This window comes from Bacillus sp. YBsi01 (assembly GCF_038406745.1).
In the GTDB taxonomy this organism is placed as follows: Bacteria; Bacillota; Bacilli; order Bacillales; family Bacillaceae; genus Bacillus; species Bacillus siamensis.
Genome location: NZ_CP151679.1, coordinates 1,831,905 through 1,856,117 on the forward strand (window position 1 = coordinate 1,831,905; position 24,213 = coordinate 1,856,117).

The 24,213-nt window shown below is 46.6% G+C and carries 22 protein-coding genes; 3 read left to right on the forward strand and 19 right to left on the reverse strand.

Annotated elements, in window-relative coordinates; all coding sequences use genetic code 11:
- Window positions 1–46 precede the first annotated feature (46 nt).
- The 4 genes from nrdR to AADZ70_RS09110 form a co-directional block, all read right to left on the reverse strand.
- Complete coding sequence (gene nrdR, locus AADZ70_RS09095; RefSeq protein WP_003152473.1) at window positions 47–505, reverse strand: transcriptional regulator NrdR; 459 nt, start codon at window positions 503–505, stop codon at window positions 47–49.
- A gap of 249 nt (window positions 506–754) precedes the next feature.
- Window positions 755–1,135 (reverse strand): adenosylmethionine decarboxylase, encoded by a 381-nt coding sequence (speD, locus tag AADZ70_RS09100; RefSeq protein ID WP_003152471.1) that lies wholly within the window; start codon window positions 1,133–1,135, stop codon window positions 755–757.
- Window positions 1,136–1,373: 238 nt separating this feature from the next.
- A complete protein-coding gene (locus tag AADZ70_RS09105) occupies window positions 1,374–2,396 on the reverse strand; it encodes a glyceraldehyde-3-phosphate dehydrogenase (protein WP_045925223.1) in 1,023 nt (340 codons plus the stop codon).
- A 207-nt stretch (window positions 2,397–2,603) separates the two neighbouring features.
- Complete coding sequence (locus tag AADZ70_RS09110; RefSeq protein ID WP_045925222.1) at window positions 2,604–2,990, reverse strand: winged helix-turn-helix transcriptional regulator; 387 nt, start codon at window positions 2,988–2,990, stop codon at window positions 2,604–2,606.
- A 183-nt stretch (window positions 2,991–3,173) separates the two neighbouring features.
- On the opposite strand from AADZ70_RS09110, the gene AADZ70_RS09115 reads away from it, so the two are divergent.
- Both AADZ70_RS09115 and AADZ70_RS09120 read left to right on the forward strand, forming a co-directional pair.
- A complete protein-coding gene (locus AADZ70_RS09115; RefSeq protein ID WP_342008012.1) occupies window positions 3,174–4,373 on the forward strand; it encodes an MFS transporter in 1,200 nt (399 codons plus the stop codon).
- A gap of 58 nt (window positions 4,374–4,431) precedes the next feature.
- Window positions 4,432–5,274: an aldo/keto reductase gene (locus tag AADZ70_RS09120; RefSeq protein WP_342008013.1), complete on the forward strand. Its 843-nt coding sequence runs from the start codon at window positions 4,432–4,434 to the stop codon at window positions 5,272–5,274.
- Between the two features lie 38 nt (window positions 5,275–5,312).
- Here AADZ70_RS09120 and coaE read toward each other — a convergent pair whose 3' ends face one another.
- From coaE to AADZ70_RS09170, 10 genes are all read right to left on the reverse strand, one after another.
- The gene (coaE, locus tag AADZ70_RS09125; protein WP_342008014.1) at window positions 5,313–5,906 is read right to left on the reverse strand and encodes a dephospho-CoA kinase; all 594 of its coding nucleotides are present in this window, start codon (window positions 5,904–5,906) and stop codon (window positions 5,313–5,315) included.
- Between the two features lie 15 nt (window positions 5,907–5,921).
- On the reverse strand, window positions 5,922–6,554 hold the full coding sequence (gene ytaF / locus AADZ70_RS09130; protein WP_016938612.1) for a sporulation membrane protein YtaF: 633 nt from the start codon (window positions 6,552–6,554) through the stop codon (window positions 5,922–5,924).
- Window positions 6,555–6,690: 136 nt separating this feature from the next.
- A complete protein-coding gene (gene mutM / locus AADZ70_RS09135) occupies window positions 6,691–7,521 on the reverse strand; it encodes a DNA-formamidopyrimidine glycosylase (RefSeq protein ID WP_016938611.1) in 831 nt (276 codons plus the stop codon).
- A gap of 28 nt (window positions 7,522–7,549) precedes the next feature.
- Entirely contained in the window at window positions 7,550–10,189 is a 2,640-nt protein-coding gene (gene polA, locus AADZ70_RS09140; protein WP_064777650.1) for a DNA polymerase I, read from the reverse strand.
- Window positions 10,190–10,435: 246 nt separating this feature from the next.
- Complete coding sequence (locus AADZ70_RS09145) at window positions 10,436–12,175, reverse strand: ATP-binding protein (RefSeq protein ID WP_342008015.1); 1,740 nt, start codon at window positions 12,173–12,175, stop codon at window positions 10,436–10,438.
- On the reverse strand, window positions 12,168–12,887 hold the full coding sequence (locus AADZ70_RS09150; protein ID WP_016938608.1) for a response regulator transcription factor: 720 nt from the start codon (window positions 12,885–12,887) through the stop codon (window positions 12,168–12,170). Before AADZ70_RS09150 ends, AADZ70_RS09145 begins: the two co-directional genes overlap by 8 nt.
- A 215-nt stretch (window positions 12,888–13,102) precedes the next feature.
- The gene (gene mdh / locus AADZ70_RS09155; RefSeq protein WP_003152455.1) at window positions 13,103–14,041 is read right to left on the reverse strand and encodes a malate dehydrogenase; all 939 of its coding nucleotides are present in this window, start codon (window positions 14,039–14,041) and stop codon (window positions 13,103–13,105) included.
- Between the two features lie 45 nt (window positions 14,042–14,086).
- On the reverse strand, window positions 14,087–15,358 hold the full coding sequence (icd, locus tag AADZ70_RS09160; RefSeq protein ID WP_016938607.1) for an NADP-dependent isocitrate dehydrogenase: 1,272 nt from the start codon (window positions 15,356–15,358) through the stop codon (window positions 14,087–14,089).
- A gap of 160 nt (window positions 15,359–15,518) precedes the next feature.
- Window positions 15,519–16,637: a citrate synthase gene (citZ, locus tag AADZ70_RS09165; RefSeq protein WP_016938606.1), complete on the reverse strand. Its 1,119-nt coding sequence runs from the start codon at window positions 16,635–16,637 to the stop codon at window positions 15,519–15,521.
- 335 nt (window positions 16,638–16,972) lie between these two features.
- The gene (locus AADZ70_RS09170; RefSeq protein ID WP_007408072.1) at window positions 16,973–17,437 is read right to left on the reverse strand and encodes a DUF441 domain-containing protein; all 465 of its coding nucleotides are present in this window, start codon (window positions 17,435–17,437) and stop codon (window positions 16,973–16,975) included.
- 97 nt (window positions 17,438–17,534) lie between these two features.
- On the opposite strand from AADZ70_RS09170, the gene ytvI reads away from it, so the two are divergent.
- Window positions 17,535–18,650, forward strand: a complete 1,116-nt coding sequence (gene ytvI, locus AADZ70_RS09175) for a sporulation integral membrane protein YtvI (RefSeq protein WP_342008016.1) — start codon at window positions 17,535–17,537, stop codon at window positions 18,648–18,650.
- 31 nt (window positions 18,651–18,681) lie between these two features.
- On the opposite strand, the gene AADZ70_RS09180 is transcribed toward ytvI, so the two are convergent.
- From AADZ70_RS09180 to accD, 5 genes are all read right to left on the reverse strand, one after another.
- Window positions 18,682–19,065, reverse strand: coding sequence for an FxsA family protein (locus AADZ70_RS09180; RefSeq protein WP_045926841.1), 384 nt, complete (start codon window positions 19,063–19,065; stop codon window positions 18,682–18,684).
- A 109-nt stretch (window positions 19,066–19,174) separates the two neighbouring features.
- Window positions 19,175–20,932, reverse strand: coding sequence for a pyruvate kinase (gene pyk, locus AADZ70_RS09185; protein ID WP_045926840.1), 1,758 nt, complete (start codon window positions 20,930–20,932; stop codon window positions 19,175–19,177).
- A 39-nt stretch (window positions 20,933–20,971) separates the two neighbouring features.
- Complete coding sequence (pfkA, locus tag AADZ70_RS09190) at window positions 20,972–21,931, reverse strand: 6-phosphofructokinase (RefSeq protein ID WP_016938601.1); 960 nt, start codon at window positions 21,929–21,931, stop codon at window positions 20,972–20,974.
- 191 nt (window positions 21,932–22,122) lie between these two features.
- Entirely contained in the window at window positions 22,123–23,100 is a 978-nt protein-coding gene (gene accA / locus AADZ70_RS09195; RefSeq protein ID WP_016938600.1) for an acetyl-CoA carboxylase carboxyl transferase subunit alpha, read from the reverse strand.
- Window positions 23,085–23,957: an acetyl-CoA carboxylase, carboxyltransferase subunit beta gene (accD, locus tag AADZ70_RS09200; protein WP_016938599.1), complete on the reverse strand. Its 873-nt coding sequence runs from the start codon at window positions 23,955–23,957 to the stop codon at window positions 23,085–23,087. The genes accA and accD overlap by 16 nt, the downstream gene beginning before the upstream one ends.
- Window positions 23,958–24,213: the final 256 nt, after the last annotated feature.

The following is a 24,213-nucleotide window of genomic DNA, read 5'->3' on the forward strand; positions in this document are numbered from 1 at the left end:
CCAATTTTGCTCATGAGAAAAGAGCCAGACATCATCTCTTAGCTCTTTAGCGCTCTTTCTTTATTAAATCTTTCAATTCATCAATAAACACGTTTATATCTTTAAACTGCCGGTAGACCGAGGCAAAGCGGACATAAGACACCTCATCTATTTTCGCCAGCCGGTCCATCACCATTTCTCCGACAAGTTCGCTTTTGACTTCAGATACGCCTTGATTTCGCAGCTCTTTTTCAATGTCAAAGCACATGTCTTCAAGTGTTTTTAAAGGAACGGGCCTTTTTTCACAGGCTTTAATTAATCCGCGCAGCATTTTTTCACGGCTGAATTCTTCCCGGACGCCTTCTTTTTTCACGACGATCAGAGGCATCTCTTCAAACTTCTCAAATGTAGTGAAGCGGTAATGGCAGGCTTCGCACTCCCGCCTTCTGCGGATTGATTTCCCTTCGTCCGCAGGCCGTGAATCAAGTACGCGGGAACCGTTATGCTGGCATGAAGGACATTTCAATTGGATCAGCTCCCATCTGTTTCATTGCTGTAATGCGGTTCGCAAGCTTCCGGTAAATGCCCGCCAACGTATCTAGGATGAGCCTATTGTGTTGGGAGAGCCGATAGACCGGCCTTATCTTTCTCTATTTTACAAAAAAAATGCTTAAAGAAAAAGCAATGCTGTTTTTTTACATAAGAAAAGGAGCATCAGCTTCAAAGCGCGTAATGGCTTTTTCAGCTTAGCTCCCTTGTGTTTGCGTTTTGAAAATTACAGTACTTTCGCTTGTGCCTGTTTAATCTGTACAGGCCCCATTCCTCTCGGTATTTCAATGTTTTCTCTTGTATCTGCATGTAATGCGTCCGCAATGTAATCAGCAGCCACATTAGGATCCAGGTCTCCACAAGTATAAACATCAATGCTTGCATATCCGTGTTCAGGAAAACTGTGAATCGTTAAATGTGACTCAGAGATAATAACGACTCCGCTTACGCCTTGCGGTGCAAATTTGTGAAATGCGACCTCGCGCACTTCAGCTCCTGATTTCAAAGCAGCATTTACAAACGTTTTTTCAATAAAATCCATGTCATTGAGCTTATCAAAATCGCATCCCCACAGCTCGGAGATGACGTGACGCCCCATTGTTTCCATAATCATGGACCCCCCTTAACAAGAATTAAAAAAGTGAATTTCCGAGAACTGACCCGGCCATTTACCACGGGGGAAAGTTAGTCCGGAGAGGTCCTAACCCTTTAAGTAATTCCGAAGCAGTCACGAGCAAGAAGTTCACGAAAGATAGTATACTGTGTTTAAGTTTATTTTGCAAGGAGTGTTTTTTTGCAAATATGGCGTTAAGGGTTTTTTCTAACAAATGTCCATGATCTTTATTCTACACAGCTGACGGGTGTTTCATTCGTGCGGCGACGTGGCGGATAAGATCAACGACCCGGCAGGAATATCCCCATTCATTGTCATACCAGGCGAGCACCTTTACTTTTCGGTCTTCCATCACCATTGTCGTCAGCCCGTCAATGATCGCGGAGTGTGAATTCGTATTATAATCCGAAGAAACGAGCGGTTCATCCGAATAATCAAGAATGCCGTACATTGACGTCTTTGCGGCTCGTTGGAAAGCGGCGTTCACTTGCTCGGCCGACACATCTGTTTTCAGGTCACAGACAAGGTCCACTAAGGACACGTTGGGAACGGGAACCCGCAGAGCCAGGCCGTGAAGTTTTCCTTTCAGATGAGGGAGCACGAGCGACAGCGCTTTAGCCGCGCCTGTAGAAGTCGGAATGATGGATTCTCCGCACGCTCTCGCCCTCCGCAGATCTTTATGCGGATTGTCGATATTTTTTTGGTCATTCGTGTAAGCGTGAACGGTCGTCATCAGGCCGCTCTCAATCCCGAATTCCTGATCAAGCACTTTGACGACCGGTGCAAGACAGTTTGTCGTGCAGGATGCATTTGAAATAATTACATGTTCATCCGGATTGAACTTTTCTTCATTCACTCCCATGACAATGGTAACGTCTTCATTTTTACCCGGAGCCGTTAAAATAACCTTTTTCGCCCCTGCTTCAATATGGCTCATCGCTTTTTCTTTTGAATTAAATTTTCCCGTTGCCTCTATAACGATGTCTATTCCGCACTCTTTCCACGGAAGCTCTCTCGGATCCCGCCGATTGAACAGCATAATATGTTTTCCGTTGACGATCAGACTGTCTTCGGCGGCTTCGACTTCTTGACCGTATTTGCCGTGAATTGTGTCATACTTTATCAAATGAGCAAGCGTTTCCGGGGGATAGCTTGCATTAATGGCTGTTATTTGAATTTGATCATCTTCCATCGCTTTTCTGAACACCATTCTTCCGATTCTTCCAAACCCGTTGATTGCTACTTTTACCTTCATGCCCAGGTCACCCCTTTTTAATATGCCACTCTAATTTAATTTTAATTATATATAGTATAACACATTGAAAGAAATCCGCCAGTACAACTTAATAAAAATCCGCCCTTATACCGATCAATATGTTGTTCAATCGGTTTTTTTGCATATAAAATGATCTTTTTTCCATAAAAAAAGCAGGATCAGCATCTCTGGCTGCCTGCTTTTTTCTTATATTTGTTCCGGATCTTTAAACCTGTCATTTAAAATGCTGTCCTCTAATACGGATGACACCTCGCCGTACCGTTTAGAAATATGCATCGCGCCCCAGTCGCACAGCGCGTTTAAAATTCTTTCCAGGCTGTGGCCGTATTCACTCAATTCGTATTCCACTTTCGGCGGCACCTGATTGTACACGATCCGGTTGATGACGCCGTCAGCTTCCAATTCCCGCAATTGCTGTGTCAGCATCTTTTGTGTAATGTCCGGCATAAGCCGCTTCAATTCGCTTGTCCGCTTTTTTCCGCGCATCAGGTGGCAGAGGATCACACACTTCCATTTTCCGCCGATCACTTCTAGCGTCGCCTCTACAGATATATTGTATTTTTTCTTCAGCAACGGTAATTCCTCCTCATCTATAGGAACTAAAAAGTGCCTATGGCACTTAAAAGTACGTTCTTTTCAATGACTCATCTATCGATCATAATGACATTTGCCGGCTGAAAAGGAATGTACTCTTATACTTATATCGTTTACCCGGCATCATTTCAACCATACATTATCGTTCAAGGAGGAAAACAGATGTCTTCACATCGCCAAAGCTATTTACCAGCACTGCTGGCATTAGCCGTCAGTGCTTTTGCGATCGGCACAACCGAATTTATCAGCGTCGGACTGCTGCCGCTTATATCTCATGATCTGCATATACCTGTGACAACGGCGGGACTTACCGTTTCCATGTATGCTCTGGGCGTGACATTCGGCGCGCCGGTTTTAACTTCTCTTACATCAGGCATGTCGCGGAAAACGCTGCTGCTCTGGGTGATGCTGATTTTTATCGTCGGAAATACACTTGCAGCGAGCGCTTCCTCAATCGGCGTCTTACTGGCGGCACGGGTCATTTCGGCTTTTTCCCACGGCATTTTCATGTCAATCGGGGCAACAATCGCCGCCAATATCGTGCCGGAGCATAAAAGAGCAAGCGCGATTTCCATTATGTTCACGGGGCTGACGGTGGCTACAGTGACCGGTGTTCCGTTCGGGACCTATCTCGGCCAGCAATTCGGGTGGAGAATCGCATTTGCCGTCATCGTCGCGGTAGGAATCATTGCATTTCTCACAAATGCGCTTCTCGTTCCGTCAAATTTGCGCAAAGGAACGAAGACCGCATTTTCCGAACAGATAAAACTCGTCAAAAACGGCCGGCTGCTGCTTTTATTTATTATTACAGCGTTAGGCTACGGCGGAACGTTTGTCGTGTTTACGTATTTATCTCCGCTTCTTCAGGAAGTAACAGGTTTTCAGAAAGAAACCGTCGCGGCCATCCTGCTTGTTTACGGAATTGCGATTGCTATCGGAAACATGATCGGCGGCCGGTTATCAAATCGGAATCCGCTGAGAGCATTGTTTTACATGTTCATTGTCCAGGCGGCTGTGCTGTTTATCTTGACTTTTACCGCGCCGTTTAAAACAGCCGGACTGATCACCATTATTTTTATGGGGCTGTTGGCGTTTATGAATGTGCCGGGGCTTCAAGTATATGTCGTGATGCTGAGTGAACGTTTTGCGCCAAGCGCCGTTGATACAGCATCAGCCTTAAACATCGCGGCATTTAATGCCGGAATCGCAATCGGTTCTTTTGCCGGCGGGATTATAACAGATTCAATCGGGATTATTCATACCGCTTGGATCGGGGCGTTAATGGTGCTCAGCGCGGTCATGTTAACCGGATGGAGCAGAAAGCTTGAAAAGCGGGATCGCACTGTCCTTGAAAGGAGGTGAGTTTTTCTTCAGCGCATTTTAATTTTTTTAACAAACAAACAATAGGAGGAACATATACATGACAACACATTTACAAGCAAAAGCAACATTGCATAACGGCGTAGAGATGCCTTGGTTCGGCATCGGAGTTTTCAAAGTAGAGGAAGGCGCGGAACTCGTCAACGCGGTGAAAACGGCATTGGCGCACGGCTATCGCAGTGTTGATACCGCCGCGATTTACGGAAATGAAGAGGGTGTCGGCGAAGGCATCCGCCAAGGATTGCAAGAAGCGGGATTAAAGCGTGAAGACATTTTTGTCACGTCAAAAGTGTGGAATGCCGATTTAGGGTATGAAGAAACGTTAAAAGCGTTTGACACAAGTTTAGAAAAACTCGGTTTAGACTATTTAGATTTATATTTGATCCATTGGCCTGTCGAAGGAAAGTACATCGATGCGTGGCGGGCGCTCGAAACCCTCTACCGGGATGGACGCATTAAGGCGATCGGGGTCAGCAATTTCCAAATTCACCATCTGAAACATCTCATGAAAGAAACGGAAATCAAGCCGATGATTAACCAGGTGGAGTACCACCCCCGTCTGACACAGAAAGAACTGCACGCTTTCTGCGCCGAACAAGATATTCAGCTTGAAGCATGGTCGCCATTGATGCAAGGCCAGCTGCTTGATCATCCCGTCTTACAGGAAATCGCTGAGAAATACGGCAAATCAGCCGCTCAAGTGATTTTGCGCTGGGATTTGCAAAACGGCGTCATCACCATTCCGAAATCAACTAAAAAACACCGTATTGAAGAAAATGCAAATGTCTTTGATTTCGAACTGTCAGCTGACGATATGAAGCGGATTGATGATCTGAACGAAAATCTCCGTGTCGGCCCGGACCCTGACAATTTTGATTTTTAACCAGAAAAACACCGTTCGGTTTTCCGAACGGTGTTTATTTATGTCCAGCTGCTCAATATTTCCTCCAGCTGATGCTTCGTATAGTCAAGACTGCCGCTGTTATCAATGACGGCGTCAGCTTTTTTTGTTTTGTCTGCTAAAGGCATTTGCGACGTTATCCGGCTCATCGCTTCTTCTTCTGTAAGTGAATTCCGCTTCATCAGCCGTTTGAGCTGAATGTCTGCCGGTACGGTGACGACGAGCACTTTGCCGACCAGATAGTCAAGCCCGCTTTCATACAAAAGCGGTATATCCAAAACGACGAACCGCTCTTTTCGCGCTACGGCTTCATCCCGCTGTTTCATCATTTCCGCACGCACTGCCGGATGAACGATCTGATTCAGGATCAGACGCTTCTGTTCGTCCGTAAAAACGATAGAACCGAGTTTTTTTCTGTCAATGCCGCCGTTTTCCAGCAGAATGTCTTTTCCGAACGCTTCAACGATCTGTCCGTAAGCCGGCATTCCTTTTTCCACCGCCTGCTTAGCGATGACATCCGCATCAATGACTGTTATTTTTTTGTCGATCAGCATGCGCGATACCGTGCTTTTGCCGCTGGCGATGCCTCCCGTTAAACCGATGACCAAGCTCAAAAAGCCCACTCCTTCTTACATTTTCCAAATCCCGATGATAATCAGCAGGATCCCCGGCAAAAATGTCATTTTATCTATCCAATTCCACCTTGAAAGAAAATGCCCGGCGTTGATGCCGAATGACACAAACAGCGAGCTCATCACCCCGACGGTCACGCTCATCATAACCGGAGAAAAACCGAGAATGGCCGCTCCCATGCCTGCGCCAAAGGCGTCAATAGATAAGGCGATACCGAGCAGAAGCGCTTCGACTCCATTAATGGTTCCGGATTGATCAATATCGGCGCTGGTCGGCTTTTTCAAAATGTGAATCACGATGCCGAGCGATTTCACTTCAAGGTTTAGCAGCGTTTTTTCGTGTAATAAGTAATCCGGCTCTTTCGCCGGTTTAAAAAATTGATAGATGACCCATGCCCCGATTCCGATTAAGATCAGCCCGCCCAGTTTCTCCGTGACGGATACAGGGAAAATCTTTGTCAGAAAATGGCCGATCAGCATGGATATAAACATCACAGAGGCTGAACAGCAAGCGATCACGGCAATCGCTTTGAACGGGATTTTCATTTTTCTCAATCCATACGTAAACCCGACTGAAAAACTGTCCAAGCTGACAGCAAAAGCCAAAAGCAGCAAAGAAACAATCTCCATATCCGTTTCTCCCTTTCTCTTGATCGGCAATTGTGACATATGCCTATTGGGTGAATCACAATATATATATGGAGAAAGGTCATCAACTGTGTTAGAAAAAAGTCATTCTGCTGCCGCCTGCTTGAACAGCTTCAGTTTATGATTTTTTTTGGCATCGGGCGCAAAAATGCGTACCCCTTCCGCCGACTACGATTTTAGAAATCATCGTGCCGCACGTTTTGCACGGCTCATCCTTTTTGCCGTATACGTAATGTTTGAGCTGAAACATTCCGATTTCCCCTTGAGAATTGATATAAGACCGGACGGTGCTCCCGCCCGCGTCAATCGCTTCCTGAAGGGTGTCTTTAATTTCTGTATGAAGCGTTTTTATCTGTCCGTCAGACAGGCTGTTCGCTTTTGTCTCAGGGTGAATCCGCGCCCGGAATAAAGCTTCATCGACATAAATGTTGCCGAGACCGACGACCGCTTTTTGATCGAGCAGGGCGGTTTTCACCGCGCGGTTCGTTTTTGCCAGCCGCTCTTTTAAATAGGCGGCGGTAAAGGCTTCATCATCTGGTTCGGGTCCGAGCTGTGAAAGCGGTAATGCATTCAGTTCCTCTCCCGGCGCAAATAAATGCATCGTGCCGAATTTCCGGACATCCCGGTAGCGGAGCTCTGTTCCGTCCGTCATGCGAAACACGACGTGGACATGTTTGTCGTCAGGCTCATCGGCCTGATAAAGACCGTATTTCCCCTCCATCCGGAGATGGGACACCATGACATAATGATCCAGATGGAAAAGCAAAAACTTTCCCCTTCTTCCGATGGATCGGATGGTTTCTCCTGCAATCTGCCGCGCGAATTCCTCCGGCTCGGCGGGTTTTTTGATGATATTCGGCCATCTGATGTCCGCCGATTCAATCGTTTTCCCCTTCACAAGACCGGTCAGAGTGCGCCGGACCGTTTCAACTTCTGGTAATTCCGGCACAATCATCACTTCCTTTTTCTCTGTTTATTTATTTTGCATCGTACCAAGACGGTCCTGAAGCATAATCCGCCTTTAACGGCACGTCTAATGCCAAAGCATGCTCCATCACTTCAGGAACCAGCTTCTCTAATATTTCAATTTCTTCCTTAGGCGCTTCAAAAATCAATTCATCGTGCACCTGAAGCAGCAGTCTTGCCTTCAGTTTTTTCTCCTTCAGCTCAGCTGCCATATCAATCATGGCTTTTTTAATAATATCAGCGGCGCTTCCCTGAATCGGCGTATTCATGGCCGTCCGTTCTGCAAAGCTCCGCAGGTTGAAGTTGCGGCTTGTCAGCTCAGGGATATAGCGGCGGCGCTGCATAAGAGTCGTCACATATCCTTTTTGTTTCGCTTCCTGCACCGATTCTTCCATATACGCCTTGACGCCCGGAAAGCTTTCCAAGTAGCGATCAATAAAAGCGCCCGCTTCCTTCCTGGTAATGCCGAGGTTTTGAGACAGCCCGTAATCACTGATGCCGTAAACGATCCCGAAATTGACGGCCTTTGCCTGACGGCGCATCGCCTGTGTCACTTCATCCTCGCTGACATGAAACACATCCATTGCGGTTTTTGTGTGAATGTCCATATCATTCGTAAACGCCTCAATCAGATTTTCATCTTTTGAAATATGGGCAAGCACCCTTAACTCAATTTGTGAATAATCAGCGGCGAAAATAAGCCAGTCCGGTTCTGACGGAACGAAAGCCTGACGGATTTTCCGTCCTTCCTCCAGCCTGATCGGAATGTTTTGCAGGTTCGGATCAGTTGAGCTGAGGCGTCCGGTTTGAGTCAATGCCTGATTGAATCGCGTATGCACCTTATGAGAATCCTTGCGTGTGACTTTCAGCAGCCCTTCAATATAAGTCGATTGGAGTTTGCCGATTTGTCTGTATTGCAGAATGTAAGCGACGATATCATGTTTGTCTGCGAGCTTCTCCAACACATCGGCTGAAGTGGAATAGCCTGTTTTTGTTTTCTTTACTGGCGGCAGGCCGAGCTTTTCAAACAGAATGACGCCGAGCTGTTTTGGTGAATTGATGTTAAACGGTTCACCGGCGATCTCATGGATTTTTTCTTCGTATTCTTTCAGCTTCGCCCCGAGCTCTTCGCCCATTCGCTTCAGTCTATCAACATCCACTTTGACGCCCATTGATTCCATTTCTCCGAGAATAAGCGCAAGCGGGAGTTCGAGATCTTCATATAATTCAAGCTGATTATTTTCTTCCAGCGCGTGCAGCAGTTTGTCCCGGAGGCTGTTAACGGCAGACGCTTTTCGCGCGAGATGATCGGCAAGCTCTTTTTCAGCCGGAACGGCGCGCTTTGCGCCTTTTCCGTAAACCGCTTCATCTTTCGAAACGATATTCAGGCCGTATTCTTTCGCTACGCTCGCGACATCGTCGTACGAATTGCCCGGGTTTATAATGTAGGCAGCAAGAAGCGCATCAAATTCTGTTCCCTTCAGCTCAATTCCCTGCCAGCGCAAAGCGACAACGGAGCGTTTGCTGTCAAACACCCACTTTTTCTTCGACTCATCTTCAGCCCAGGATTTAAACGCTTCGGACTGGATGGCGGTTTCTTTCGGAATATAATAAAGGCCTGTTTCATTCACGATGGAAAAGCCGAGTATCGGTTCTTCGTGATAGTTATCCCCGATTTGTTCGACGACTAAAGCGGACGGCGAAACGAGCATAGCTTCGGTGATTTCTTCGGCCGTTTCAACATTGATGTCCTCAAAATCTTCTTCCGCCGTTTCTCCGCTATCTTCACCGAGCCGCTCAAGCAGCGTGTTAAAACCGAGGTCTTTAAAAATGGCAACGACTTGTTCACGGTCGAACCCTTGATAATCTAAATCGTCAAGTTTGACTTCAATCGGCGCATTTGTCATAATCGTCGCCAGCTCTTTGCTCATCAGGGCTTGTTCTTTATATTCTTCGAGCTTTTCTTTTAATTTTTTCCCGCTGACTTCATCAATTGAATCAAGCAGTTTCTCAACCGAATGGAACTGCTTCAAGAGTTTAATTGCCGTTTTTTCGCCGACACCGGGAACGCCCGGGATGTTATCGGAGGAATCCCCCATTAATCCCTTCATATCAATGATTTGCAAAGGGGTCAGACCGTACTTTTCTTCGACGTGTTCCGGCGTGTAATCTTCCACGTCGGTAATGCCTTTTCTCGTAATAGCAACGGTCGTTTTCCCGGTTGCAAGCTGCGTTAAGTCTTTGTCTCCGGAAAATACCTTTACTTCAAAGCCGTCTTTCTCAGCAGATACGGCAAGTGTGCCGATAATATCATCCGCTTCGTATTCAGGAAGCTCATAGCGGCTGATGTTATAAGCATCGAGGAGCTCACGGATGAACGGCATCTGTTCAGAAAGCTCCGGCGGCGTTTTTTGTCTTCCGCCTTTATATTCTTTAAACGTGCTGTGGCGGAAAGTCGTTTTTCCCGCATCAAAAGCCACCAGCATGTGGGTCGGTTTTTCATCCTCCAGCATTTTCATTAAAATCATCGCAAACCCGTATACGGCATTTGTATGAATGCCTTTTTCATTGCTTAGAAGCGGTAATGCAAAAAACGCCCGGTACGCCAGACTGTTTCCGTCGACAAGCACTAATTTTTTTCGTTCCGTCATTCAATATCCTCCTAAGAGCAAAAGCTCGTCATTCCTCTGTTTTTTAATCTCACAGCTTCTCTTATTTTAACAAAGTTCAATTTGAAAGGAAAATGAGCGGACCCCGTGAAAACGCAAAAAAGGACGGGAACAAGAAAACACGTTCCCGCCGTCAAAATTGGCTCCTTGGATGAAGGGGTTCTGTTACATCCTAACAAGATAGGTTTAACAGGTCATGAAGAAAATGTTAATCCTTTGTAAAGCTGATCACGCTGCCGGCGGCCGCTTCAGCGTCACAGTGAACACAGTTCCCTGTCCCGGCTCGCTTGTGACTTCGATTTTGCCTTCATGGGCTTCTATTAAGTGCTTTACGATGGCAAGACCGAGCCCGGTTCCTCCCGAGTTGCGGCTTCTGTCTTTATCCACGCGGTAAAATCTCTCAAATATCCTCGGAATCTCTTCCTTCTGAATACCGATTCCCGTATCGGACACTTTGATATCAACAGCGGTTTCTTTCACATTTACCGAAATCGCCACCGTCCCTTTTTCAGGCGTGTAGGTTAAAGCGTTGTTCGCCAGATTCAGGAATACCTGCTTCAGCCTGTGCACATCACCCGTCACAAAAATCGGCTCCTCCGGAAGATCGAGCTGAAAACTGATGCCTTTTTCCTCAGCCTTATGCTGTAAAAGGGCTTCGATTTCATGGAGGATTTTTGCAGCGTCAAAGGATTCTACGCGCATCGTAAAGTTTTGCTGCTCCATTTTGGATAAATCCAATAAGTCCTGTACGAGGGATTGGAGCCGCTCACTTTCTTTCAGAATGATAGACAGAAAGTCTGAAAGCGCCTTTTCATCTTTCATCGCCCCGTCTAACAGCGTTTCCGTAAAGCCTTTAATCGAAGTGATCGGCGTTTTCAGTTCATGGGAAACATTGGCGACGAAGTCCTTCCTCATCTGCTCCAATTTTTTAATTTCCGTTATATCGTGAAAAACGAGAACAATGCCCTTCCATTCATCATCAGGACCCATGATCGGAACGCCGTCAACTTCAAAGTAGCGCCGCTCAATATTGATGGGAAGTCTCAGCAGCTGGCATTTTTTCGTCTCCGTCATAAAAATATCTTCGACGAGCCGAATGATTTCCTCATGCTCAAGCGCATCATGGTAAAGGCGGCGAAGCAGACGTTCAGGCTTTGTATGAAACTGCTTCGTGTACGATCGGTTCACGAGATTAATAAAACCTCTCCCGTCTATTAAAATCAAACCTGAACCGATATTTTCAATGACGGTTAACAGACGGTCGCGCTGCATATCCTGCGTTCTCGTCATTTCCATCAAATCGACTGCCAGACTGTTCATCGCACGCCCGAGGCGGTCAGACCGCCTTGCGTAACCGCTGTAGGAGCGGGCGTCATAATTGCCTTTGGACAGCTCCGTCGCCACCTTCGTCGCGGCGTCGATTGATTTTTTGTAACGGGACGTCATGTTTGTATAAAAGAAAACAATAATGATAAAAGCGGTACAAAGACTTGCTGCCAGCATGCCCCACATTTCTCCGGTAATACTTGAACCGCCGCTGATTTCCGAGGAAACGAGCACATATCCCGCCGTTTGGCCGGCGTCATTTTTTACGGCAGCGCCGCGGATCACTTTGCTTCCCGCCTGTATGGCTGCCTCATTTTTATTGTGAGAAATGAACTCCTTTACGGCTGCATCATCAGCATGCCTGCCGGAATGATAAACGGCGTCACCCTTCTCATTGAGCACGGAGACGTTTATACCGAGGGTGCGGCCGGCGTCGCGGACCACCGTTTCATTGCTTTTATTGCCGATTCGGCCGGTGTCAAGAAGGCCCGCTATGTATACCGATTCCTTTTTCAGCTGATCCGCCGTTCTGTCTTTAGCGGCTGAAGAAATAAGCTGCTGTAAAAAAAGGCCGAGAACACTGAAAACCAATATGATACATACAACGAGTAAAGCGAACAGACGCACACGGACTTTATTCATTCATTTTTGGCTCCTCCAGTTTATACCCCAAACCTCTGATTGTTTTAATATAGATGGGTTTTTTGGTATTTGATTCGATTTTGTCGCGCAGATGGCTGATATGAACGTCAACAATCCGGGTGTCCCCGGCAAAATCATAGTTCCAGACTGCGCTCAGCAGAAGATCTCTCGTCAGCACTCTTCCCTTGTGTTTTCCCAAATAGAGAAGCAGTTCAAATTCTTTAGGCGTCAATTCCAGCTGTTCTGACTTGAAGTACGCTTCGTAATGCTCCGGAAGAATTTTCAGCTCGCCGATAAGGATCTGCCCGTCCTTTTCCTCTTCTCTGCTTTGTGACAGCGAAGAAATGTCAGCCCTTCTTAAAATGGCTTTCACCCGCGCAGTCACTTCCCTCGGACTGAACGGCTTTGTCATGTAATCATCCGCTCCGAGCTCCAGTCCCAGCACCTTATCAAACTCTTCATCTTTTGCTGTCAGCATCAAGATCGGAACCATCATTTTCTGCTGTCTGAGCTGTTTACAGACGTCGATTCCGTCCACTTTCGGCAGCATGACATCCAGTACGATTAAATCCGGATTTTCCTTCTCTGCCTGCTCCAGAGCCTCTTCGCCGTCTGATGCGGTAATGACATCATAGCCGGACCGTTCCAGATTGTACTGTAAAAGAGTAACGATAGATTGTTCATCATCTACAACTAAAATTTTTTTGTTCATGCTGCGCCCTCCGCTGTCTATTTTCCCCGACATCCAATTTTCTCTATTTTATGTGTTGCATATCACTTTATGATTTCATTTTATCCAATACTGCCCGTTCAGACAATTCGCCTTTTTGATCATTTTCAGAGAAAGGATCGTTCAGGGAAAAAGAAAACGCTTTCATTAATTGTAAAAAGAGGAAGGCTTCTGATTCGGAAGCCTTCCCTTTTTTCTTATGACAATACTTTCATCACGTTTTTGACAGATTCAACTGATTTACTCAGCTGTGCTTTTTCATAGTCTGTCAGTTCAAGCTCAATGATTTGCTCTAGGCCGTTTCCTCCGATAATCGTCGGCACGCCTAAGTAAATACCTTCATGACCGTATTCGCCTTCTAAATAAGCGATAGTCGGAAGCACGCGGCGCTGATCTTTCAAAATGGCTTCTACCATTTCTGTCAGTGATGCAGCAGGCGCATAGTAGGCGCTTCCGTTGCCGAGAAGGTTGACGATTTCCCCGCCGCCTTTTCTTGTGCGCTCTACAATCGCATCAAGACGGTCTTTCGGGATAAGTGTTTCGAGCGGAATGCCGCCCGCATAGGAATAACGGACGAGAGGAACCATGTCGTCACCGTGTCCTCCAAGAACAAAACCGGTCACGTCTTTTACTGACAGGTTTAATTCTTCAGCGACGAATGTTCTGAACCGCGCAGTGTCAAGCACTCCGGATTGTCCGATAACGCGTTCTTTCGGGAAGCCTGATTCTTTGTACACCGCATATGTCATCGCATCAACAGGGTTTGTTAACACGACGATAATGCAGTCAGGAGAATATTTCACGATCTCACGTGTGACGCTTCTCATGATTTTTTCGTTTGTAGATACGAGATCATCACGGCTCATGCCTGGTTTTCTCGCAATTCCGGCCGTGATGACGACGATATCAGAACCGGCTGTGTCCTCGTAGTTGGACGTGCCTGTGATTTTCGCGTCAAATCCTTGAACCGGACTTGCTTCGAGCATGTCAAGCGCTTTTCCTTTAGTCGGGTTTTCTAATTGAGGAATATCAACGAGCACAACATCCGCAAGCTCTTTTTGAGCTGTAAGGAAGGCTGTTGTCGCTCCCGTAAATCCTGCTCCGATAACAGAAACTTTACTGCGTGTTTTTCCCATGATTCTCTTCTCCTTTTTTGGCTTCATTAGAAGTCTGCTTTAGGTTCAGTCCATGTTTTTGATAAGCTCTTCACCGAACTCTGAACATTTCACTTCAGTTGCACCGTCCATTAATCTTGCAAAATCGTAAGTTACTACTTTTGAAGCAATCGTTTTTTCCATAGCTTTAATGACTAGGTCAGCCGCCTCATTCCAGTTCAGGTGTTCAAGAAGAAGCACTCCTGAAAGGATAACGGATGACGGGTTGACTTTGTCAAGGCCGGCATATTTAGGAGCCGTTCCGTGAGTCGCTTCGAAAATCGCATGCCCTGTTTCATAGTTGATGTTCGCTCCCGGTGCGATTCCGATTCCGCCTACCTGAGCGGCAAGCGCATCAGAGATATAGTCTCCGTTTAAGTTCATCGTCGCTACGACGTCGAATTCGCTCGGACGGGTTAAGATCTGCTGAAGGAAAATATCAGCGATGCTGTCTTTGACGATGATTTTTCCTGCTGCTTCCGCTTCGCTCTGCGCTTTATCAGCCGCTTCTTTTCCGTCTTTTTCGACGATGCGGTCATATTCGGCCCAAGTGAATACTTTATCTCCATATTCTCTTTCGGCAAGCTCGTAGCCCCAGTTTTTAAATGCCCCTTCAGTGAACTTCATGATGTTTCCTTTGTGGACAAGCGTGACAGACTTACGGCCGTTTTCGATCGCATACTCAATGGCAGCTCTGACTAAGCGGCTTGTTCCTTCTTCAGAAACAGGCTTGATGCCGATTCCTGATGTTTCAGGGAAACGGATTTTGTTAACGCCCATTTCATTTTGCAGGAAGCTGATCAGCTTTTCAACTTCTTCAGAACCTTTCGCATACTCAATTCCGGCATAAATATCTTCTGTGTTTTCGCGGAAAATGACCATATCCGTATCTTCAGGACGTTTGACCGGAGAAGGCACTCCAGTGAAATATCTGACAGGGCGCAGGCACGTAAACAAATCAAGTTCCTGTCTCAGCGCCACGTTCAGAGAACGGATACCGCCGCCTACCGGTGTCGTCAGAGGTCCTTTGATAGCGATGAAGTACTCTCTGATGTCTTCCAGCGTTTCGGCAGGAAGCCACTCACCTGTTTTATTATAAGCCTTTTCACCGGCATAAACTTCTTTCCACGTGATTTTTTTCTCGCCTTTATATGCTTTTTCAACAGCGGCTTCCAATACTTTAGAAGCGGCATTCCAAATATCAGGGCCTGTGCCGTCACCTTCAATAAACGGGATAATCGGATTATTTGGTACGTTTAATACTCCATTAGAGACTGTAATTTTTTCACCTTGTGACACAATATTACCTCCCAGTATGTAATTCATATTTAGAAAACATTTTATTTTTCTTGTATAGAAAATAAAATGATTTTTCTCAAGATTCTATCAAAATTGTAAACCAACTTGGGCTTGATTAACAAGAGGCTAACGACATGAAAATCACCAGCCTCCCGTTTGATCAGGCTCTTTCGTCAATCGGAACAAAAGTCTGCTTATCCGGACCCGTGTATTCAGCGCGCGGGCGGATGAGGCGGTTGTTATCGTATTGCTCAAGAATGTGCGCGATCCATCCGGACATTCTGCTGACCGCAAAGATCGGCGTGAACAGATCGTGGTCAATGCCGAGACTGTGGTACACAGATGCGGAATAGAAATCAACGTTAGGCGGAAGTTTTTTCTCAGATGTCACAATTTCTTCGACACGGATTGACATGTCGTACCATTTGCTTTCACCCGTCAGATTCGTCAGGCGTTTGCTCATTTCTTTTAAATGTTTGGCGCGTGGATCCCCATGCTTATACACGCGGTGTCCGAAGCCCATCACTTTTTCCTTTTTCTCCATTTTGCTGCGGATATAAGGCTCGGCATTTTCCACTTCGCCGATCTCTGTCAGCATTTTCATGACGGCTTCATTGGCTCCGCCGTGAAGCGGTCCTTTTAATGCGCCGATGGCCGCCGTGATGCCTGAGTAAATATCGGATAAGGTGGCGACACATACTCTCGCCGTAAATGTTGATGCATTCAGCTCATGATCCGCATGAAGAATGAGCGCTTTGTTAAACGCTTCCACTTCGATCGGAGAAGGATCTTCACCGTTTAAGGTGTAAAGGAAGTTCTCCGCAATACCGTACTCTTCCTTCGGTTCAACAGGATCAAGTCCTTTGCGGATTCTTGAGAAAGCGGCGACAATGCCCGGCACCTTCGCCTGCAGACGGATGGCTTTTCTGTAGTTCGCTTCCGGATTCATGACATCGGCTTCACTGTCAGTCAGACCGAGTAATGAAATTGCCGTCCGGAGCGCAGCCATTGGATGTACGTTATTGAGGGGATAGGATTTGAAGTGCTCAATGATTTCTTGTGGAACGGCAGCTTCTTTCGCAAGCTGTTTTTTCAGTTCAGCAAGCTCTGTTTTATTCGGCAGGCGCAGATGCCACAGCAAATAAATGATTTCTTCAAAACTTGCATTCTCTGTCAAGTCGTCAATATCGTACCCTACATATGTAAGGGTATCGTCGATAATAGAGCTTACAGATGATGTTGTTGCTACAACCCCTTCAAGACCGCGTGTTGCTGTCATATTCAACCTCTCCTTTTCAATCAAAATTCCCCTTTAAAGAGTACATAAAACATACGGCTTACTTAAAATGAGTCATGTAAACACTCCCTTTCCCCTTTAAGAAAATGCTTACATTTCATTGATTGCGGTTACATAACCGATATGCTTATAGAGGAACATAACAAATTCTTATAAGCTTATTTAAGTTTAAGCCTATTCTTATTATAAACAATAATCAGACATTTGTTAAATGTTTACCTATAATTTTTTTTTCTTTCTCGCACATTTTCTTGATTTTACGCGGTTTTTTCCTCTTTTTCCGCAAAAAAAAAGCGGCTTTACGCCGCTTTTTTACTTTACGAAGTGAATATTTTTACGATCTGCATGGCCAGATAGGCAATTCCGGCGCCGATTAACGGGCCGACGGCGACGCCGCCGAAAAGCGCGACGGCAAGTATCGTGCCGATCACCAGCGCCGTTGTAATATGAGGATCGTTTTCCAATAAGGTGAGACCGTTTTTGGCAATTAAGGCAACGGCGATTCCGGCGCCGAGAGCGATCCACGCATAATATGATTTCATCGCTTCTCCGAGCTGTTTAAAACCGATGTCACCTGTCGCAATCGGCACTAAAACGGCGATTGTAATGACGGTGACCCCCCAGTTGATTCCTTTTGACTGAATCACCGGGAACAATTTCTGGTCAAGACCGACAGCTTTTATCACAATAAGAAAGCCGACGGCAAAAAGCAATGACTGGTTTTTGGCTATCAATGCGATGGCCAGCAATAATAGTAAAAATAAATTCGCCTGTGTAAACATCCTGAAAGCACCATCCTTCATCATAACTGTATTCATATCCTTTTTTTTGACGAATAAACTAATGTAATAGGACGTGCCGACCGAGAGGAGGATCGATGTGAATCCGCACTATGCAACTGTTTTTTTCCGCGCGCTGTTTGTACTATTTGCGGCCGGCGGCGCTTTAGCGGCCGGTTACGCCTCATTTTCGTTAACTTATCCGTTTCTGATCGCCCTTATTCTGTCGTCGGCGATCATTCCCGTGGTTGACTGGCTGGACAAACTGACGGGGCTGCCCCGATCAGTCAATACAGTCATTGTCCTGGCCTTCTTTTTGCTGATTCTTCTTGGCGCGGCGACTTTTCTCGTTGCGGAAATCATCTCGGGAACCGCCTATCTGGCCAAAACGCTCCCTCCCCATATCAGCGCCTTTATAACGTATTGCGAGGAGTTCTTCACTTCCCGCATTCAGCCATTGTACCACGAGCTGACTGTCTTATTTAACGGGCTGGAAACCAATCAGCAGGCATCCATCGTGACGCATATTCAGACTCTCGGTGATACAGCCGCTAAAAATGCGGGGCTGATGCTTTCACACCTTTTAGAGCTGGTGCCGAAATGGATTGCCTTCCTTCCCAATACGGCTGCTGTCTTCGTATTCGCAATGCTGGCGACTTTTTTTATGACAAAGGACTGGCACAAGCTGAAAGCGATGCTTTATTCCATTCTTCCGGAACGCGTTTCGGCAAACGCCAAGGCCGTGTCGGGAGAACTGAAAAAAGCGATGGCCGGTTTCATTAAGGCGCAGGCCGTGCTCATCCTTTTTACGATGATCATTGTCTTTATCGGACTGTTTCTTTTAGGAATTGAGCATGCGGCGACCATTGCCTTTTTTATCGGCCTGGTGGATCTTCTCCCGTATCTCGGCGCCGGATCGGTATTTGTTCCCTGGATTATGTATTTGGCCATTGCCGGTCAGCTTCCCCAAGCGATCGGTCTCGGTATTTTATATATTGTGGTTCTCATTCAGCGCCAGCTGACGGAGCCGAAGATTTTAAGCAAGTCAATCGGGCTTGATCCGCTTGCGACCTTAATCGCCCTGTTTGCCGGCTTTAAGCTGTTCGGAATTTTAGGACTGGCTGCGGGGCCTGCGCTGCTCGTTTTCATTCAGGCCTTTATCACAACGGGCGCTTTAAAAGAAATATGGGCCTATATTACTGTTCAGTCCAAATAAAAACAGCAGCCCTGCAAGAAGGCTGCCGTTTTTATTTGATAATGATCCGCTTGTTTTTTGACATTCCTCTCAGCCATTTGAACAAAAGCGGCTTCATGCGGTTCCGAGTGAACGGAATCAGAAGACAGGCCCCTGCAATATCGGACAAAAAACCCGGAAGCATCAAAAGCAGGCCTCCGATAAAGACGCATATTCCGTCAAGAAGCGCGTCACCCGGCATGCTGCCGTGCTGCAGGTCGCGCATCACCCGATGATATACATCAATTCCCTGTCTTTTTGCCACCAAGGCGCCCAGCACGCCTGTCAAAATGATGAGAAGGACGGTCGGAAAAACGCCGAGCCATTTTCCCGCCAGCAGAAACAAGCCGATTTCAATTGCCGGACACACGATAAACAGTAAGAATAAAAGTCTCATTTTTCTGCCCTCCTGCCCTTCTAAAAGCGCGTCACCGTCCGCATGGGAATAGGAAAATCAACCTAAAGACAAAAGAGAAGGGAGAACCCCCTCTCTTTTTTAAAGCTGTTTAAAGAACGCTTGCGCGGCCTTCATACACAGCGCCGCGGGCAGCGTCAACTGTGATAACCTGTCCTTCTGTTAAAACTGAAGTTGCGTTCTCCAGACCGACGATAACCGGAATGCCCAAGCTTAAACCGACTACTGCGGCATGGCTTGTCAGACCGCCTTCTTCCGTGATGAGCGCTGATGCTTTTTCAAGCGAAGCGATCATGTCACGGTCAGTGCTTGAAGCAACCAATACTGCGCCGTCTGTCATTTTTTGTTCAGCTTCCTTCGCATTTTTTGCAACAACAACCGGACCGAATGCTGATTTGCGTCCGATGCCTTGTCCTTTTGCGATTACGCTGCCGACAGTGTGGACTTTCATCAGATTCGTCGTGCCTGATTCACCGACAGAACCGGCTGTAATGACAATCAGATCACCGTGTTTCACGAGTCCGCTGTCAAGTGATTTTTGAACTGCATCTTCAAGCATTTCATCTGTAGAATTCGCGTTTTGGCCGCTTGCCGGGAAGACACCGAATACAAGGCCGAGTTTGCGTGATACAGACTCATTCACTGTAACGGCTACAATCGGAGCCTGCGGACGGTATTTCGCGATCATACGCGCCGTATGGCCGCTTTCTGTAGGCGTAACGATAGCTGCCGCGTTCAGATTGATTGCCGTGTGCGCAACGGATTGGCCGATTGCATCGGTAATCGTCATGCCGACCTGATCTCTGCGTTTAGACAGAATTTCTTTGTAGTTCAGAGATTCTTCCGTGCGTGTGGCGATGTTAAACATTGTTTGAACCGCCTCAACAGGATATTGTCCCGCAGCCGTCTCACCGGAAAGCATGATCGCATCTGTGCCGTCGAAAATAGCGTTGGCAACGTCACTTGCTTCAGCGCGTGTCGGACGTGGGTTGCGCTGCATGCTGTCGAGCATTTGAGTCGCGGTAATAACCGGTTTGCCGAGCGCGTTGCATTTTTTGATCATTTCTTTTTGCACGAGCGGCACTTCTTCAGCCGGAATCTCTACGCCGAGGTCTCCACGCGCTACCATTAAGCCGTCAGATACTTCCAGGATCGCATCCAGATTGTCTACGCCTTCCTGGTTCTCAATTTTAGGGATGATTTGAATGTCAGACGCGTTATGCTCTTCAAGCAATTCGCGGATTTCCAGAACATCCGTAGAGCGGCGTACAAATGACGCAGCGATGAAATCAACGCCTTGCTCGATACCGAAGACGATGTCTTTAGCGTCTTTTTCAGTAATTCCCGGAAGGTTGACGCTGACGCCGGGAACGTTTACGCCTTTTTTATTTTTCAGCGTGCCGCTGTTTAAGATTTTTGTTTTGATTTCTTGTTTTTCCGGATTTGATTCAATCACTTCCAATCCGATTAAACCGTCATCCAGCAGGATGATAGACCCTGCTGACACGTCGTCTGCCAGGCCTTCATAAGAAACTGAGAATTTTTCAAGCGTTCCCAGCACCTGTTTTGTAGAAACGATAATTTCATTTCCCGCCTGAAGCTCAAGCGCGCCGTTTTCCATATCGTGCGTGCGGATTTCCGGACCTTTCGTATCGAGGAGAATCCCCACGTTTTTACCGAGCTTTTTGCTTGCTTCTCTGATGTTTTTGATTCTTGCGCCGTGCTCTTCGAAATCACCGTGTGAAAAATTCAGACGGGCAACGTTCATACCCGCTTCCATCAATTTTGTCAGCATTTCTACACTTTCACTGGCCGGACCGATTGTACAAACGATTTTTGTTTTTTTCAACTCGTTCACTTCCTTCTGAAATCTTCAGCTTCTTCCGTCTTAAATAGACAGTTCTTTTGAAAGCTGATACATGTTTGGTTCAACAGTATGTTTTGATTCTAAAATTTCTATAATATCATGGTCTACAAGCTTGTTGTTTTGTATACCTACGCAGCGTCCGCCTTTTCCTTTAAGCAGAAGCTCAACCGCGTAAGCGCCGAGGCGGCTTGCAAGAACCCGGTCAGAAGCGCTTGGAGATCCGCCGCGCTGGATGTGCCCTAAAACGGATACCCGTGTTTCAAGGTTTGTTTCTTCTTCGATGCGTTTTCCGAATTCAACCCCGCTGCCTACCCCCTCAGCAACGATGATGATACTGTGTTTTTTACCGCGGTCATGCCCTCTCTTCAGACGGCCGATAATTTCTTCCATATCGTAGTCCGCTTCAGGGATTAAAATGGATTCCGCTCCGCCTGCAAGACCTGCCCATAAAGCAATGTCGCCTGCATGGCGTCCCATCACTTCAATAACGTATGTACGCTCATGCGACGTAGCTGTGTCACGGATTTTATCAATCGCATCAATTACGGTGTTTAACGCCGTATCAAATCCGATCGTAAAATCAGTTCCCGGGATGTCATTATCTATCGTACCCGGTACACCTACACATGGAAACCCGTGTTCCGTTAATTTTTTCGCACCCATGTACGAACCGTCTCCGCCGATAACGACAAGACCTTCAATACCGAGTCTCTTTAAATTTTCGATTCCTTTTTCACGGCCTTCAACTGTTTTGAATTCAGGACATCTGGCTGTATACAGCTTTGTCCCTCCGCGGTGGATGATGTCACCGACCGAACCCAGTTCCAGTTTCTCTATTTTTCCGCTGATTAATCCTGAATAACCGTTATAAATTCCGTAAACTTCTACATCGTGATAGATAGCTTTACGCACAACCGCTCGCACCGCTGCGTTCATCCCCGGGGAATCCCCGCCGCTCGTTAATACTCCTATACGCTTCATTTCCTATTCACCTCAGCAACATATATATGTTAAACATATCATGATCATTGCCCTAAAACAATGAAAAGGGACGCCTGAGCTCCCATGAAACCTTACCTATTATACAATTAAATAAACTGTTTTTAAATAAAATTTAAGGAATATCACAAAAAACACAAAAAATAAACGTGAGCCATAGGCTTCACGTCTATTCAGTTTGCCCCGATATATTGATCCTCAACCGAAACTTTTCCGATGGCTTTGTATTTTTCGTAGCGCTGTGAGATCAATTCTTCGGCGTTCAATGGGAGAAGAGATTTTAATGTTTCTTTTAGGATGCCGTCAATGTAGCCCGCCTGCTGCTTGATGTCATGGTGAGCTCCGCCCTTCACTTCTTTAATCATATTATCTATAATTCCTAATTCTAATAAATCGGGCGCAGTAATCTTCATGGTTTCAGCAGCTTTTTTGGCAAGGCTGGAATCTTTCCACAAAATGGACGCGGCTCCTTCAGGAGAAATAACGGAATACGTCGAGTTCTCCAGCATCAGCATGCGGTTGCCCACACCTAATGCAAGCGCCCCTCCGCTGCCGCCTTCGCCGATGACGATACAAACGACAGGCACTGTCAGGCCGGCCATTTCGAACAGGTTCTTAGCAATGGCTTCACTTTGTCCCCGTTCCTCCGCCGCTTTGCCGGGATACGCTCCCTTCGTGTCGATGAAGCAGATAATCGGACGGTTAAACTTATCCGCCTGCTTCATGAGGCGAAGCGCTTTACGGTAGCCTTCAGGGTGAGGCATCCCGAAATTGCGGACAAGGTTTTCTTTCGTGTCTTTTCCGCGCTGATGACCGATGACGGTGACCGGCATGCCGTGATATTTGGCAACTCCGCCGACAATCGCAGCATCGTCTCCGTATGTTCTGTCTCCGTGGCACTCAAAAAAGTCGGTAAACAGGTATTGAATGTAATCAAGGGTCGTCGGCCGCTCGGGAAGGCGTGCAATCTGCACTCTGTCCCAAGGCTTCAGGTTTTTATAAATTTCATCCTGGAGCTTGCTGAGCCGGTCTTCAAGCCTTGCGATTTCAGCGCTTAAATCCATCTCCGAATCTTGGGTGAATTTTTTCAGTTCGGCGATTTTTGTCTGCAGTTCAATCACCGGTTTTTCAAATTCTAATCTTGCAGCCACTCATGCTCACCTCCTGTTTGGTGCATGTCCAGCAGAAATGCGAGTTTGTCTTTCATGTCGTTTCTGTGAATCACCGCATCAAGCTGGCCGTGCTTTAATAAAAATTCCGCCGTCTGGAAATCTTCCGGCAGTTTTTCTCCGATCGTCTGTTCAATGATACGTCTTCCGGCAAATCCGATCAAGGCGCCCGGTTCAGCGAAATTATAATCACCGAGAGACGCGAAACTGGCCGATACGCCGCCAGTCGTCGGATGGGTCATAACCGAAATAATCAGCCCCTGCTCTTCACTGAACAGTTTCAATGCAGAGCTTGTCTTCGCCATCTGCATAAGGCTTAAGACCCCTTCCTGCATACGTGCGCCGCCGGAAGCGGTAAAGATGATGAACGGGACTTTTTCCTCTTTCGCTTTTTCAATTGCCAGCGTGATTTTTTCGCCGACAACCGAGCCCATGCTGCCCATGCGGAATGTCGAATCCATGATCGCGATCACGGCAGGGAATCCGCTGATGGTCCCTTTTCCGGTAACAACCGCTTCATTCTGCGATGTTTTCTCACGGTCTTTTTCGATTTTTTCTAAGTATCCCGGGAAACCGAGCGGGTTTTCAGATATCATTCCCTGGTTGAATTCTTCGAATGAATTTTCATCCAGGAGGATTTCAATGCGCTGCTTTGCATTCATCGGGAAATGATGCCCGCAGTTCATGCAGACGCGCAGGTTTTTATCTAACTCTTTTGTGAGCATGATTTTTTTACATTTGGGGCACTTTGTCATAATGCCTTCCGGAACATCATGTTTTGCCTGCTCAGACGGCACGGAAGCATATTTTTTCTTTTTTGTGAATATATCCTTTAACAAATGATTACCTCCCTTTTGTGAAGGGTTCTCTTCACTGCATGTCTTCCGATTAGATAGACTTAATAATAACTTTACCGAAACTATTGTACTTTTTTTGTCAAACGGTGTCATCCTCCATTCGACATTTTTTGCTGAAAAGCAGGCGGAAACGGACGGATGACAGACCTTCAAAAGCGTTGCTCAGCCTTATCTGTCAGCGTTTTCAAAAGAAATAAGGATTCTGCTGAAATTTTTTTAAGACCTGCCCTTAAAAAAA

What these genes read in the sequence shown, in the direction of transcription:
- AADZ70_RS09180 (WP_045926841.1), bottom strand. Translation starts at nt 19,065, where the DNA reads ATGAGACTTTTATTCTTACTGTTTATCGTGTGTCCGGCAATTGAAATC.
- AADZ70_RS09150 (WP_016938608.1), bottom strand. Translation starts at nt 12,887, where the DNA reads ATGAACAAAAAAATTTTAGTTGTAGATGATGAACAATCTATCGTTACT.
- AADZ70_RS09105 (WP_045925223.1), bottom strand. Translation starts at nt 2,396, where the DNA reads ATGAAGGTAAAAGTAGCAATCAACGGGTTTGGAAGAATCGGAAGAATG.
- citZ (WP_016938606.1), bottom strand. Translation starts at nt 16,637, where the DNA reads ATGACAGCAACACGCGGTCTTGAAGGGGTTGTAGCAACAACATCATCT.
- speD (WP_003152471.1), bottom strand. Translation starts at nt 1,135, where the DNA reads ATGGAAACAATGGGGCGTCACGTCATCTCCGAGCTGTGGGGATGCGAT.
- AADZ70_RS09120 (WP_342008013.1), top strand. Translation starts at nt 4,432, where the DNA reads ATGACAACACATTTACAAGCAAAAGCAACATTGCATAACGGCGTAGAG.
- AADZ70_RS09170 (WP_007408072.1), bottom strand. Translation starts at nt 17,437, where the DNA reads ATGTTTACACAGGCGAATTTATTTTTACTATTATTGCTGGCCATCGCA.
- polA (WP_064777650.1), bottom strand. Translation starts at nt 10,189, where the DNA reads ATGACGGAACGAAAAAAATTAGTGCTTGTCGACGGAAACAGTCTGGCG.
- ytaF (WP_016938612.1), bottom strand. Translation starts at nt 6,554, where the DNA reads ATGGAGATTGTTTCTTTGCTGCTTTTGGCTTTTGCTGTCAGCTTGGAC.
- mdh (WP_003152455.1), bottom strand. Translation starts at nt 14,041, where the DNA reads ATGGGAAAAACACGCAGTAAAGTTTCTGTTATCGGAGCAGGATTTACG.
- AADZ70_RS09145 (WP_342008015.1), bottom strand. Translation starts at nt 12,175, where the DNA reads ATGAATAAAGTCCGTGTGCGTCTGTTCGCTTTACTCGTTGTATGTATC.
- AADZ70_RS09115 (WP_342008012.1), top strand. Translation starts at nt 3,174, where the DNA reads ATGTCTTCACATCGCCAAAGCTATTTACCAGCACTGCTGGCATTAGCC.
- pfkA (WP_016938601.1), bottom strand. Translation starts at nt 21,931, where the DNA reads ATGAAGCGTATAGGAGTATTAACGAGCGGCGGGGATTCCCCGGGGATG.